The 12,214-nt window shown below is 62.9% G+C and carries 14 protein-coding genes; 9 read left to right on the top strand and 5 right to left on the bottom strand.

What is annotated here, in order from left to right; genetic code table 11:
* Window positions 1–18: 18 nt before the first annotated feature.
* The gene (gene speB / locus LB555_RS04175; RefSeq protein WP_015318212.1) at window positions 19–1,026 is read right to left on the bottom strand and encodes an agmatinase; all 1,008 of its coding nucleotides are present in this window, start codon (window positions 1,024–1,026) and stop codon (window positions 19–21) included.
* A 123-nt stretch (window positions 1,027–1,149) separates the two neighbouring features.
* Between speB and LB555_RS04170 the strand changes: the two genes are divergently transcribed.
* Window positions 1,150–2,358, top strand: coding sequence for an acyltransferase family protein (locus LB555_RS04170; RefSeq protein WP_224682333.1), 1,209 nt, complete (start codon window positions 1,150–1,152; stop codon window positions 2,356–2,358).
* A 95-nt stretch (window positions 2,359–2,453) separates the two neighbouring features.
* A complete protein-coding gene (locus tag LB555_RS04165; RefSeq protein ID WP_224682332.1) occupies window positions 2,454–3,512 on the top strand; it encodes a glycerophosphodiester phosphodiesterase family protein in 1,059 nt (352 codons plus the stop codon).
* A gap of 66 nt (window positions 3,513–3,578) precedes the next feature.
* Here LB555_RS04165 and rpsI read toward each other — a convergent pair whose 3' ends face one another.
* The 3 genes from rpsI to LB555_RS04150 form a co-directional block, all read right to left on the bottom strand.
* A complete protein-coding gene (gene rpsI / locus LB555_RS04160) occupies window positions 3,579–4,061 on the bottom strand; it encodes a 30S ribosomal protein S9 (protein WP_015318209.1) in 483 nt (160 codons plus the stop codon).
* Window position 4,062: 1 nt separating this feature from the next.
* Window positions 4,063–4,527, bottom strand: a complete 465-nt coding sequence (gene rplM, locus LB555_RS04155) for a 50S ribosomal protein L13 (RefSeq protein WP_010915638.1) — start codon at window positions 4,525–4,527, stop codon at window positions 4,063–4,065.
* Between the two features lie 215 nt (window positions 4,528–4,742).
* Window positions 4,743–5,207, bottom strand: coding sequence for a PaaI family thioesterase (locus LB555_RS04150; protein WP_140661962.1), 465 nt, complete (start codon window positions 5,205–5,207; stop codon window positions 4,743–4,745).
* Window positions 5,208–5,361: 154 nt separating this feature from the next.
* Here LB555_RS04150 and LB555_RS04145 point away from each other — a divergent pair, with 154 nt between their 5' ends.
* From LB555_RS04145 to LB555_RS04120, 6 genes are all read left to right on the top strand, one after another.
* Window positions 5,362–6,186 (top strand): enoyl-CoA hydratase, encoded by an 825-nt coding sequence (locus LB555_RS04145; RefSeq protein WP_140717526.1) that lies wholly within the window; start codon window positions 5,362–5,364, stop codon window positions 6,184–6,186.
* Window positions 6,187–6,190: 4 nt separating this feature from the next.
* Window positions 6,191–6,613, top strand: a complete 423-nt coding sequence (locus LB555_RS04140) for a VOC family protein (RefSeq protein ID WP_140823649.1) — start codon at window positions 6,191–6,193, stop codon at window positions 6,611–6,613.
* Window positions 6,613–7,395, top strand: a complete 783-nt coding sequence (locus LB555_RS04135; protein WP_224682331.1) for an AAA family ATPase — start codon at window positions 6,613–6,615, stop codon at window positions 7,393–7,395. The genes LB555_RS04140 and LB555_RS04135 overlap by 1 nt, the downstream gene beginning before the upstream one ends.
* Window positions 7,392–7,913, top strand: a complete 522-nt coding sequence (locus LB555_RS04130; protein ID WP_224682330.1) for a CoA-binding protein — start codon at window positions 7,392–7,394, stop codon at window positions 7,911–7,913. The genes LB555_RS04135 and LB555_RS04130 overlap by 4 nt, the downstream gene beginning before the upstream one ends.
* A gap of 158 nt (window positions 7,914–8,071) precedes the next feature.
* Window positions 8,072–9,352 (top strand): O-acetylhomoserine aminocarboxypropyltransferase, encoded by a 1,281-nt coding sequence (locus LB555_RS04125; RefSeq protein ID WP_023773229.1) that lies wholly within the window; start codon window positions 8,072–8,074, stop codon window positions 9,350–9,352.
* A gap of 6 nt (window positions 9,353–9,358) precedes the next feature.
* Window positions 9,359–9,703 (top strand): cupin domain-containing protein, encoded by a 345-nt coding sequence (locus LB555_RS04120; protein WP_140661968.1) that lies wholly within the window; start codon window positions 9,359–9,361, stop codon window positions 9,701–9,703.
* 50 nt (window positions 9,704–9,753) lie between these two features.
* Here the strand turns inward: LB555_RS04120 and LB555_RS04115 are convergent, their stop codons facing one another.
* Window positions 9,754–11,004, bottom strand: a complete 1,251-nt coding sequence (locus LB555_RS04115) for a cytochrome P450 (RefSeq protein ID WP_140661969.1) — start codon at window positions 11,002–11,004, stop codon at window positions 9,754–9,756.
* Window positions 11,005–11,108: 104 nt separating this feature from the next.
* Between LB555_RS04115 and LB555_RS04110 the strand changes: the two genes are divergently transcribed.
* Window positions 11,109–12,212, top strand: a complete 1,104-nt coding sequence (locus LB555_RS04110) for an NAD(P)/FAD-dependent oxidoreductase (protein WP_140661970.1) — start codon at window positions 11,109–11,111, stop codon at window positions 12,210–12,212.
* Window positions 12,213–12,214: the final 2 nt, after the last annotated feature.

Below are 12,214 nucleotides of genomic sequence, written 5' to 3'. Positions count from 1 at the left end.
TTCCCTGATATCTCGAAATTATATGCCGTTGCCATGATTGACCGTGGCGCCATTGTGGTTGCCGTTGTTCAGCTCCTCGAGCCGGGCCTTTCGCTCGGCCAGCAGGCCAAGATATTGCATGGCCACCATCGAGCCGGCGATCGCCGTTATATCGGCGTGATCGTAGGCCGGCGCAACCTCCACGACATCGGCCCCGACAATATCGACCTGGTTCAGCTGGCGCAGCGTCGACAGGATCTTCGCCGACGACGGGCCACCCGAAACCGGCGTGCCGGTTCCCGGCGCATAGGCCGGATCCAGGCAGTCGATGTCGAAGGTCAGATAGGTCTTCTTGCCACCGGTGCGATCGACGATCGCGTAGGCGATGTCGGAGGCGCGCATTTCCTCGATTTCATGACCATGCAGAATCTTGATGCCGAATGTGTCGGGCGCATGGGTGCGAATGCCGATCTGGATCGAGCGATCGGGATCGATGATGCCTTCCTTGACCGCGCGACCGACGAAGGAACCATGGTCGATGCGCTTGCCGTCATCGGGCCATGTGTCCTGATGGGCGTCGAACTGCACCAAGGCCAGCGGTCCGTGGATGGCGGCGTGCGCCTTGAGCAGTGGCCAGGTGACGAAATGGTCGCCGCCGAGCGTCAGCAGGAAGGCGCCCGATTTCAGGATCTTGGCCGCCTCGCGCTCGATCGTGCCGGGCGTCTTCTGATGGTTGCCCGAATCGAGCAGGCAATCGCCATAATCGACCACGGCAAGGTGTTCGAACAGATCGCGCGAGAACGGGTATTGCGGGTCGTTGTCGAGGATCGCGGAGGCGCGGCGGATCGCCTGCGGCCCAAACCGGGCGCCCGGTCGGTTGGTGACGGCGGCGTCGAAGGGAATGCCCCACACCACCGCATCCGCGCCCTTCACGTCCTTGGTGTATTTGCGCCGCATGAAAGACAGCGCGCCGGAGTAGGTCGGCTCGAGGGCGCCACCCGTTTTGGAGCGGGCGGTGAAGGCATGGTCGATGGTGTTGGTCGCCATTACGGGTCCTCGTTTTCATCGGGGTGCAACAACTACAGAACCGGCATGGAAGATGCCAGTCACGGCTTGGGGAGACGAAAGCGCGCCGCCCGGGTGCCACGGCAAGACAGGACTTGTATCATCATGACGCAGACCGCGTTTCTTAATCCGTCGGATGCCGTGGTGTCGACCCACACCGGTACGATCGCCGGCGATCGGTTCCGGGTTCTCGATTCGTGGCGCGGCATCTGCGCGCTGCTGGTGGCGCTGTTTCATTTCCCGACCGCCTCGACGATCTCGCAGAGCAGCTTTATCGGTTCGTCCTATCTCTTCGTCGACTTCTTCTTCGTCCTTTCCGGCTTCGTCATCGCCTCCAGCTATGCCGATCGGCTCGGCCGCACTCAGGAGGTCTGCCGCTTCGCGCTGGTCCGTTTCGGCCGCATCTATCCGCTGCATCTGGTCATGATTGCCGCCTTTGCCGCCTTCGAGCTGCTGCGGCTCGTGCTGCCGCAGCTGCATGGCACGGGTGCTGCTCCTTTCACCGGTGGCTTCGACCTCAGGAGCTTGGCTGCCAATCTCCTTTTGCTGCAAGGTGTCGGCTTCGAGGATCGGTTGACCTGGAACGCCCCGAGCTGGAGCATCTCGGCCGAGTTCTTTGCCTATCTCCTGTTTGCCGGCGTGCTCTTCATCGCCGGCGCGCGCGCCTGGATATGGTTGGTCGCCGCCGCTGTCACCGCGCCGCTGTTCCTGCTCGGCTTCTCCACGCATCATATGGATGTGTCCTATGATTTCGGCTTCATCCGCTGCCTCTACGGCTTCTCGCTGGGCGCCCTGCTGGCCTGGTTTCAGCATGATTCCATTGCAGGAGCGCGACAGGTTCTGGCCGCAAACGGCCCGAGGATGAGCTGGACTGTTGCCGAAATCGTCATGGTGGTCGTCATCGCTCTCTTTGTCTCGCTGGCGGGCGACAATGACGCCGGCATTGCCGCGCCCCTGGTGTTCGCCTTGGCGCTGTTTCTCTTCGCTCATGAAGGCGGCTGGATCAGCGCGTTGCTGAGGACGCCGTTCATGCTGACGCTCGGCGCGCTGTCCTATTCGATCTACATGGTCCACATCTTCGTTCAGGCGCGCCTGATCAATGTCGCCGGGCTGGTCGAGCGCAAACTCGGCCTCGGCCTGGTTGGCGACATCGTACTGCGTGGCGAGCCCGCGACCGGCTTTGGCGCCGGCTGGACGGGGACCGTGGCGATCGTCGTCATGCTTCTTACCACCATAGGTGTCTCCTGGATCACCTGGCGTTTCGTCGAGATGCCTGCGATGGCCTGGTTCCGCCGGCTGTCGAAACGCATCTGAGGCGAGATATCGCGGCAACCGCTAGCCGGCTTCGTTCACCCAGATGTCACGGGCATCGCCTATTCCCGGCTCGATCCGGAATGGAGCGATTCTCGATGCAGACCTTCTGGCCGAGCCTTCTGCTTTCCGTCACGCTGGCGGCTTCCGCCAGCCAGTCAATGGCCGGCGAAACCCGCGCCAGGCAGATCCTCGACCGCTTCGAACATGCCAACCAGTGGCGCGACCATGTCATGGTGGCCGCCCATCGCGCCGGCAGCATGCAGGCCGGCAAGACGCTCTATGCGGAAAACTCGCTTGCCGCCGTGGAGGGCTCGATCGCGATCGGCGCCGAAATCGTCGAGGTCGACATCCGGCGCTCGAAGGATGGTGCGTTCATCGTCATGCATGACAGCTGGCTCGACCGCACGACCACCTGCAAGGGCGAGGTCATCAACTACACGCTGGCCGAGTTGAAGAGATGCCGGCTGGTGATCGAGGGCACCCATGCCGTCACCAACGAGACCGTCTCGACATTGCGCGAGATGCTGATGGCGACACGGGACAGAATCCTCATCAATCTCGACAACAAGCTCGAAGTCGGCGACCTCCCGGGCATGATCGCGATAGCGCGCGAACTCGGCATGGCCGAGCAAGTCATCGTCAAGGAAAACCTTTGGGACCAGAACAGGATCAGCACGGTGAAGGCGGCCATGACTGCCGCAGGCGGTGGCTTCCAGTTCATGCCGATCATCGCCGATGACGCGGTCCATGATGCGGGCTTCGCCTCGACGGTCGACCACGCTTTCGCGCCGCGCGCGATCGAACTGATCAACTGGCGGGCGGGCGCCGAGACGCTGACCGAAACCGGCGGGCCGCTGTTCAGCACGCGCATGCGCGCCGAGGCGGTAAGGGGCGACTGGCACATCTGGGCCGACACCTATGCCATCGTCAACAAGCCAGGCGGCTTCCTCGCCGGCGGCCGTGGCGACGAACTGGCGGTCCAGGCCAGCTTGCCGCGCGAAGCCTGGGGCTTCTGGGCCGATCGTGGCGCCACCATCATCCAGACCGACGAGCCGAAAGCGGCGATCGGCTGGCTGGCGGCGAATGGTTATCGGGTGCCCTATGCCGGCACGGGCGAACGCATCGAGCCAGCCGCGACCGCCAGCATCAATTGAACCGCCGCGTCCAAGCAAAAAGGCCGCCCGGAGGCGGCCTTTTCGATTGTCCGAAATTCGAACCGCTTAGCGCTTCGAGAACTGGAAGGAACGGCGGGCCTTCGCCTTGCCGTACTTCTTGCGCTCGACGACGCGGCTGTCGCGGGTCAGGAAGCCGCCCTTCTTGAGCACGGCGCGCAGCGCCGGCTCGTAATAGGTCAGCGCCTTCGAGATGCCGTGACGCACCGCGCCGGCCTGGCCGGAAAGTCCGCCGCCGACGACGGTGGCGATGATGTCGTATTGGCCCGAGCGGTTGGACGCGATGATCGGCTGGTTGAGGATCATCTGCAGGACCGGACGCGCGAAATAGGTCGCGAATTCCTTGTCGTTGACGACGATCTTGCCGGAACCCGGCTTCACCCAGACGCGCGCGATGGCGTTCTTGCGCTTGCCGGTGGCGTAAGCGCGGCCCGACTTGTCGAGCTTCTGGACGTGGACGGGGGCGGCGGCCTGCGTGTTGGTGTTGCCGGTGGCGGCGCCCAGTTCTGCGAGCGAGGAAAGCTCAGCCATCTTATGCGACCTTCTTGTTCTTGGAATTCAGCTTGGCCACGTCGAGGACTTCTGGCTGCTGGGCGACATGCGGATGCTCGGCACCTGCATAGACGCGCAGGTTCTTCATCTGGCGGCGGCCGAGCGGGCCACGCGGAACCATGCGCTCAACGGCCTTCTCGACGACACGCTCGGGGAAACGGCCCTCGAGCAGCTGACGCGCGGTGCGCTCCTTGATGCCGCCGGGGTGGCCGGTGTGCCAGTAATAGACCTTGTCGGTGAACTTCTTGCCGGTGAATACCACCTTGTCGGCATTGATGACGATGACATTGTCGCCGTCGTCGACATGCGGGGTGAAGGTCGGCTTGTGCTTGCCGCGAAGATGATTGGCGATGACAGTGGCGAGACGGCCGACGACGAGACCCTCGGCGTCGATCAGGATCCACTTCTTCACCACATCCGCAGGCTTCTGCGAAAAGGTTGTCATGTTTTCTGCTCTCGGTTCTGACCTTCGGGAGTGAAGGCGTTTCTTGTTGCTTGGATTGGCGAAAGACGCTTGTCATCAGCCAATAACAAAACGGCGGCCTTTGCGGGCCGCTGCTTCGTGAAGGCTTATAGGCGAGCGGAGTAACTGCGTCAAGGTAGCGGAAAAGTCCTGTAGCGCAGAAAAGGCTGCAGAAACAGCATGTTGGACTAAAGGTATTATTTTACCACATTGGCGGCGCGCTGCGGCGGGATCGAGTAGGTGCCCGTGGCATGCGCGATCGTGTGTCCTTCCGGGCCGGCGACGATGTCAATGTCGAACACCATCAGGCTCTTGCCGAGCTTCAGGATGCGGCAATGGCCATCGATCGGCCCGGCTTCGGCCTTGCGCACGAAGTTGATGTTGAGGTTGGTGGTGACCGAGAGCGCATCCGGCCCGGCATGGCTGAGCACGCAGACATAGCCGCCAATGTCGGCCAGCGTGAACAGGGCAGGGCCGGACACCGTGCCGCCGGGACGCAAATGCCGTTCACCGGCATTGAGCCGTACGATGCAGCCGCCTGGAAACACGTCGATCGCCTCGTAGGCGGCGGCACTCTCGTTGAGTTGGGGAAAGACGGTTTCCATTAACAAATTGATCTGCGTTGCGGTCAGCACCGGCTTGAGGTTGGTCTGGGCGGGCATATCGGTCTCTCGTTCTGCGCCAAGCCTGTATGGGCGCAGCCGGGTGTTTCTGGCAACATATACATCATGCTGGCGCAAGCGATGGGTGTTGGACGAAACCCGATCCGATATTAGATACTCTGCCGGCACCACCGGAATCGCGGAGACCTTAGCCATGGCCGAAATCCTTGCCATCAAGCCTGCTGCCGCCGACGAGGGCCCGGTCACGACAAGACGGGAGAAGGGCGTGCTGCGCCTGACGCTCGCCAATCCGCCCGCCAATGCCCTGTCGCTTTCGGTGATGGCGGCGCTCGTGGCGGAGTTGGAACGCGCCAAGGCGGACAAGGCCGTTCGCGTTATTGTGCTGTCGGCGGCCGGCAAGGTGTTCTGCGCCGGTCACGACCTCAAGGAAATGACCGCGCGGCGTGCCGATGCCGATCGCGGCAAGGCCTTCTTCGAAGAGACCTTTGCCGCTTGCGCCATGCTGATGCAGACGATCGTGCGCCATCCCTTGCCTGTCATCGCCGAGGTGGACGGCCTGGCGACAGCCGCCGGCCTGCAATTGGTCGCCAGCTGCGACCTGGCGATCGCCTCGCATGAGGCGACCTTCTGCACGCCTGGCGTCAACATCGGCCTGTTCTGCTCGACGCCGATGGTTGCGCTGTCGCGCAACGTCTCGCGCAAGCAGGCGATGGAGATGCTCTTGACCGGCGAGACGATCGACGCCGCGACCGCCAAGGAATTCGGCCTCGTGAACCGCGTCGTGCCGCGCGAGTACCTGAATCAGATTGTCACCAAATACGCGCAAGCCATTGCTTCCAAATCCTCTTTGGTGATCAAGACCGGCAAGGAAGCTTTTTACGCGCAGGCCGAGATGGGCTTGGCCGATGCCTATGCCTATACCGGCCGCGTCATGGTCGAGAACATGCTGGCGCGGGACGCGGAAGAGGGCATCGGCGCTTTCATCGGCAAGCGCAAGCCGGAATGGACGGACGAATAGGATCATGGAACCGCGCATTTCCATCATCACCATCGCCACCGAAGATCTGGATCGCGCCGTGCGCTTCTACGAGGCGATGGGTCTGAAGCGCCACGCGGGGATCACCGACGGTGTCGCCTTCTTCCAGATGGGCGGCGCGATCCTCGGCCTGTTCCCGCGCCCCAGCGCCGAGGAGGACTCCGGTATCACCTTCGCCCAGGCGCCCTCGGCCGTCTATCTCGCCTACAACACCCGCTCCGATGCCGAGGTCGACGAAGTGCTGGCGCAGGCGGAAGAGGCTGGCGGGCGCATCATCAAGCCAGCCGGCCGCGCCTTCTGGGGCGGCTGGTATGGGTACTTCGCCGATGCCGACGGGCATGTTTGGGAGGTGGCGCACAACCCGGCCTTTCCGATCGCGGACGACGGCACGATTTCGCTGCCGGATTGATGGCCTACCGCAAACAACTGACACGGCTCAAGGCACCGTACCTCAAACGGATTTTGCTCGACCGGGAGCGGGTCACGGACTGGGAAAAGTATCCGTGGAACCTGCCGCTGTTTCGCGGCCACGCGTTCGAGCTCGAATTCACCACGCCCATCACCATCATCGTCGGCGAGAACGGCACCGGTAAATCCACGCTGCTCGAGGCGATCGGCGCGCTGGCCGGCTATGACGAAGCGGGCGGCGGCAAGGGCTACCGGCCGGTCGACCATTCCGGCGCCATCGACGAGAGTGGCGCCGCACTGGCCAACACATTCCGTGGCCACTGGTTGCCAAAAGTCACCGCCGGCTGGTTCTTTCGCGCCGAATCCTTCTACTCGGTGGCCCGCTACCTCGACCAGGCAGCGCTGGAAGATCCGTTCAAGCCACCGCCGCCGGATTTCCTGTCCTGGTCGCATGGCGAAGGCTTCATCCGCTTCTTCGAGGAGCGCTGCCGCAGGCAAGGCATCTATATCCTCGACGAGCCCGAGAGCGCGCTTTCGCCGACGCGCCAGATCGAATTGCTGAAGATGCTGCGGCGCATGGACCAATCGGGCGCTGCGCAGGTGATCATGGCGACCCATTCGCCGCTGTTGATGGCCTGTCCCGGCGCGCAGCTGTTCCGCATCAGCCGCTTTGGGCTCGAGCTTGCCGACTTTCGCGATACGGACCACTTCCGCATGCTGCGCGATTTCAGCAATGACCCCGATGGTTTTCTCGCCGAGGCGTTGTATGAGGACGAGACATGAATCACAATAGCTACGACAACACCTATATCGGTGGCATCCTCAATTCGGTGAAGTCGATCGCCATGGTCGGGGCGTCGGCCAATGATGTCAGGCCGAGCTATTTCGTCCTGAAATACCTGCTGGCCAAGGGGTTTTCGGTGTTCCCGATCAATCCTGGCCAGGCCGGCAAGGAAATCCTCGGCCGAATGACCTATGCCAGGCTGGCCGACATACCAGAGCCGATCGACATGGTCGATATTTTCCGCAATGCCGCGGCGGTCCCCGGCATCGTCGACGAGGTGTTGCAACTCGATCCCTTGCCGAAAGTCATCTGGATGCAGCTTGCCGTGCGCCATGACGAGGCAGCCGCCCGTGCCGAAGCGGCCGGCATCAAGGTGGTGATGAACCGCTGCCCCAAGATCGAGTATGGCAAGCTCTCCGGCGAGATCGGCTGGACCGGCGTCAATTCCGGCGTGCTGTCGTCCAAGAAGCCGCTGATGCGCCAGGGTTTTCAGAGTTTCGGCGTGCGCCAGAAATAGGCGCGGCGCAGAGGCGCAAAAAATTATTCCGCGGAACGCCGCATTATCCTGCGGTGTGATCGAAGGATCGGCGCCGAAAGGTATTTTCTTCTTTGCATTCGCACGTCGCCTTCGCCAAGAATGCGCGGCCAATTTAGGAAGTTCAAAGGGAGGTTTCAGTGACCCGTTCGCCAGGTTTCAACACGCTCGCCGTCCATGCCGGCGCCAAGCCCGATCCGGCCACCGGCGCGCGCGCCACGCCGATCTACCAGACGACCTCCTTTGTTTTCGATGACGCCGACCACGCCGCTTCGCTGTTCGGGCTAAAAGCTTTCGGCAACATCTACACCCGCATCATGAACCCGACCCAGGCAGTGCTCGAAGAACGCGTCGCGGCCCTCGAGGGCGGCACGGCCGCCCTTGCGGTCGCTTCCGGCCATGCCGCGCAGGTCATCGTGTTCCACAATCTGATGCAGCCCGGTGACAATTTCGTCGCCGCCAACAAGCTTTACGGTGGTTCGATCAACCAGTTCGGCCATGCCTTCAAGAATTATGGCTGGGAGGTGCGCTGGGCCGAAACCAACGACATCTCGACCTTCGAGAGCCAGATCGACGACAGGACGAAGGCGATCTTCATCGAGAGCCTGGCCAATCCGGGCGGCACCTTCGTCGATATCGAGAAGATCGGCGACATCGCCCGCAAGCACGGCCTGCCGCTGATCGTCGACAACACGCTGGCCTCGCCCTATCTGATCCGGCCGATCGAGCATGGCGCCGACATCGTCGTCCACTCGCTGACCAAGTTCATGGGCGGCCACGGCAATTCGATTGGCGGCGTCATTGTCGACGGCGGCACCTTCGACTGGTCGAAGTCGGGCAAATACCCGATGCTGTCGGAACCGCGCCCCGAATATGGCGGCCTCGTGCTGCACGAGACCTTCGGCAATTTCGCTTTTGCCATCGCCGCGCGCGTGCTCGGCCTGCGCGATCTCGGCCCGGCGATCTCGCCGTTCAATGCCTTCCTTATCCTGACCGGCCTCGAGACCTTGCCGCTGCGCATGCAGCGTCATTGCGACAATGCGATCACGGTCGCCGGCTGGCTGTCCAACCACCCCAAGGTCGCCTGGGTGAATTATCCCGGCCTGCCCAGCGACAAGAACAACGCGCTGCAGAAGAAATATTCGCCGCTGGGCTCCGGCGCCGTGTTCACCTTCGGCCTCAAGGGCGGCTACGAGGCGGGCATCAAATTCGTCGAGGCACTCGAACTGTTCTCGCACCTGGCCAATGTCGGCGACACCAAGTCGCTGGTCATCCACCCGGCATCGACCACGCACCGCCAGCTTTCCGACGAACAGAAGGTCAAGGCTGGTGCCGGACCCGACACGGTGCGGCTGTCCATCGGCATCGAGGATGTCACCGACATCGTCGCCGACCTCGAACAGGCGCTCGCCAAGGTCTGACCTGATATGACCGCGTTTCTTTCCGTCGACACCAAAGGCGTCGAACCCGAATCCGGCGCGCCGGCGCCGGATCGCCTGATCTCGGGCGATCCGAAATTCCGCACCTGGAATGTCGAGGAGCGCGACGGCGGCCTCTATGCCGGCATCTGGGAATCGACCCCGGGCAAGTGGCGCATCGTCTATGAAGAATGGGAGTTCTGCCACATTCTCTCAGGTGTTTCGGTAATCGCCGAAGAGGGCGGCCAAGCGCGCACCGTCAAAGCCGGTGACAGCTTCGTGCTGCGGCCGGGCTTCAAGGGAAGCTGGGAAGTGCTTGAAACGACTCGCAAGGAGTATGTGATCAAGGTTTGAAGCTTGATCACATATCGAGAATCCGATCGGATTTCCGGGCAACTCGCTAGCTAAAAATCGACGGCAAGTCGTTCCAGCCCATGGAAATGGTAAGTGTCGCGGAAGCGTGGCTGTTCGGCGAGATGCAGTTGCGGGTGCCGCTCGAACAAGGTCCTCAGCGAAACCTGCAGTTCGAGGCGGGCCAGCGGCGCACCGATGCAGAAATGGATGCCGGCGCCGAATGATACATTCTTCTGGTCGGTGCGCTCCGGCCGGAAGGTCTGCGGTTCGGCGAAGGCATGCGGATCATGATTGGCCATGCCAAGCAGAAGTCCGATCGTCTGGCCCGGCCGCACGACGATGCCGGGCGCGATTTGGATTTCCTCATAGGCATAGCGCATGAACATGTGCAGCGGCGCATCGAAACGCAGGCATTCCTCGACCGTTGCTGCCGTCACTTCGGGTGAGGTAAAGAAGCGGCGCGGGTCGCCGCCTTGTGCCAGGATGGAGTGGATGGCATTGCCGGTCTGGTGCACGGTTGCTTCGTGGCCGGCGTTGAGCAGCAGGATGGCCGAGGAGACCAGCTCGTCCTCTGACAGTTTCTGGTCGTCCTCCTGGGCCGAGATCAGCAGCGACAGCAGGTCATCGCCCGGCTTCTTGCGCCGTTCGGTCACGTAGCCGCGCAGGAAATCGGAAAATTCGCCCGCGGCACGGTTGGCCGTCTCCTCGGTCTCACGGGTGCGGCCATGGATATACATGGCGACCATTTGATGCGACCAGTCGAGCAGTCGCGGCCCCATCTCCACCGGCACGCCAAGCATTTCGGCGATGATGGTGATCGGCAGCGGGGAGGCGAAGGCCGGCAGGAGGTCGACGGCTTTGCCAGGTTCGAAACGATCGATCAATTCGTTGGCGAGCGCCTCCACGCGCGGCCGCAACCGTTCGACCTGACGGGAGACGAAAGCCCGGTTGACCAGTGTTCTCAGCCGCGTATGGACCGGCGGCTCCAGCTCCAGCATCGAATTGGCTTCGATGCTGTCGAATGCCTTGAGATGGGTCCTGTCTTGTCCGACACCGCGGCTGTCGGGGATGCCGGCCGGGTTCTGTCGGCCGAAACGGCGGTCGCGCAACAGCCGGTTGACATCGCCGAAGCCGCCAAAGCACCAGAAGCCGAACTCTTCCCAGAAAAACGCATTCGAGGCTTCGTGCAGGAGGCCGTACGCCTCGTAAGGATTCAGGAAGAAAGCCGGTTCGCGCGGGTCGAGTCTGAGCCGGCGAGTGGCTGGATCAAAGGCCAGATAGGAGAGCGTCGATTTGGTCATGCCAGACCCATAGCGCGGCTTGCCAGCCCGGTTCCAGACCGTATGTTGCGTCCGGCAGCCCGATGCATTGAGCCAGCCAGCAGGGTTGCGGAAGGTCTGAACGGATGAATGTGATCGTTGTCGGCGCGGGTATCGCCGGTCTGTCCACGGCGTGGTCGCTGGTCAAGGCGGGCCACGCCGTGTCGGTTGTCGAGCAGGGGCCGATCCCCAATCCGCTGGCGGCATCGGGCGACCATCACCGCATCATCCGCCGCGCCTACCGCGCTGGAACCGGCTATGGGCTGCTGATCACTGAAGCCTACGAGGCCTGGGACGAGCTGTGGGCCGATCTCGGCGAGAACCACCTCGACGCGCGGGGCTTCGTCTGCGTTTCGCGCGAGCCCGGCGACGAGGCCGAGGAATACCGCGAGGGCCTGGAAGAGGGAAAATTCCCTTTCGAATTGCTGGGACCGGAGGCAGCCGTCGAGCGCTGGCCGTTCCTTGAGGCCGGCTCGTTCCGCTACGCCTATTTTTCGCGCGAGGGCGGCGCGCTGCATTGCCGCAAAATAGCGGCCGGGCTGGCCAAATGGCTGCGTGCCAATGGAGCCAACGTCTACGAGCACAGCAAGGTGACGGAGATCGATGGTGAGGCCGGCCATATCGTGCTCGAATCCGGCGAGACGATGCAGGCTGACCGCATCGTCGTTGCCGCTGGCGCCTGGGTGCTGAAACTATTCCCCGAACTCGGCGGCGAATTGAAGACCTTTCGCACCGCGCTCGCCTATGTCGAGCCGCCGGCCGATCTCAAGGCCGCCTGGGAGGCGGCGCCCGTCATTCTCGATGTCGGCGGCACGACCGACGGCTATATGATCCCGCTTACGCGGGGCGCCGGCATGAAATTCGGCTCGGGCCTGCACAAGGTGCCGACCAGCGACGCCGACTGGAACCGCGAGCCGGTGCCCGGCGAGGGCGAGGCGATCCGCAACCTGTTTTCGCCGCCGATCGCCCGCATCGAGGAGTACAAGGTGACCGAAGTGGTCACCTGCGCCTACACGTTCACCGATGACGAGAGATTCCTGGCGCATGAGACCGGCAAGTGCCTGGTCGTCTCGGCGTGCTCGGGTCACGGCTACAAGTTCGGCGCGGCGGTCGGGCGTCGTGTGGCCAAAGCCATTGGCGATGGCGATGTCGTCGGTCTTAAGGCCTGGCTGCGGGCCGAGGTGGCCTAAGC

Origin of the sequence: Mesorhizobium sp. BR-1-1-10 (genome assembly GCF_020165595.1) — a bacterium.
Taxonomy (GTDB): domain Bacteria; phylum Pseudomonadota; class Alphaproteobacteria; order Rhizobiales; family Rhizobiaceae; genus Mesorhizobium; species Mesorhizobium australicum.
This window is presented reverse-complemented; position numbering and strand designations above follow the sequence as displayed.

Bases quoted from the DNA above. Each gene is read 5' to 3' on its own strand.
- speB (WP_015318212.1), bottom strand. From the start codon at position 1,026: ATGGCGACCAACACCATCGACCATGCCTTCACCGCCCGCTCCAAAACG.
- LB555_RS04170 (WP_224682333.1), top strand. From the start codon at position 1,150: ATGACGCAGACCGCGTTTCTTAATCCGTCGGATGCCGTGGTGTCGACC.
- LB555_RS04165 (WP_224682332.1), top strand. From the start codon at position 2,454: ATGCAGACCTTCTGGCCGAGCCTTCTGCTTTCCGTCACGCTGGCGGCT.
- rpsI (WP_015318209.1), bottom strand. From the start codon at position 4,061: ATGGCTGAGCTTTCCTCGCTCGCAGAACTGGGCGCCGCCACCGGCAAC.
- rplM (WP_010915638.1), bottom strand. From the start codon at position 4,527: ATGACAACCTTTTCGCAGAAGCCTGCGGATGTGGTGAAGAAGTGGATC.
- LB555_RS04150 (WP_140661962.1), bottom strand. From the start codon at position 5,207: ATGCCCGCCCAGACCAACCTCAAGCCGGTGCTGACCGCAACGCAGATC.
- LB555_RS04145 (WP_140717526.1), top strand. From the start codon at position 5,362: ATGGCCGAAATCCTTGCCATCAAGCCTGCTGCCGCCGACGAGGGCCCG.
- LB555_RS04140 (WP_140823649.1), top strand. From the start codon at position 6,191: ATGGAACCGCGCATTTCCATCATCACCATCGCCACCGAAGATCTGGAT.
- LB555_RS04135 (WP_224682331.1), top strand. From the start codon at position 6,613: ATGGCCTACCGCAAACAACTGACACGGCTCAAGGCACCGTACCTCAAA.
- LB555_RS04130 (WP_224682330.1), top strand. From the start codon at position 7,392: ATGAATCACAATAGCTACGACAACACCTATATCGGTGGCATCCTCAAT.
- LB555_RS04120 (WP_140661968.1), top strand. From the start codon at position 9,359: ATGACCGCGTTTCTTTCCGTCGACACCAAAGGCGTCGAACCCGAATCC.
- LB555_RS04115 (WP_140661969.1), bottom strand. From the start codon at position 11,004: ATGACCAAATCGACGCTCTCCTATCTGGCCTTTGATCCAGCCACTCGC.
- LB555_RS04110 (WP_140661970.1), top strand. From the start codon at position 11,109: ATGAATGTGATCGTTGTCGGCGCGGGTATCGCCGGTCTGTCCACGGCG.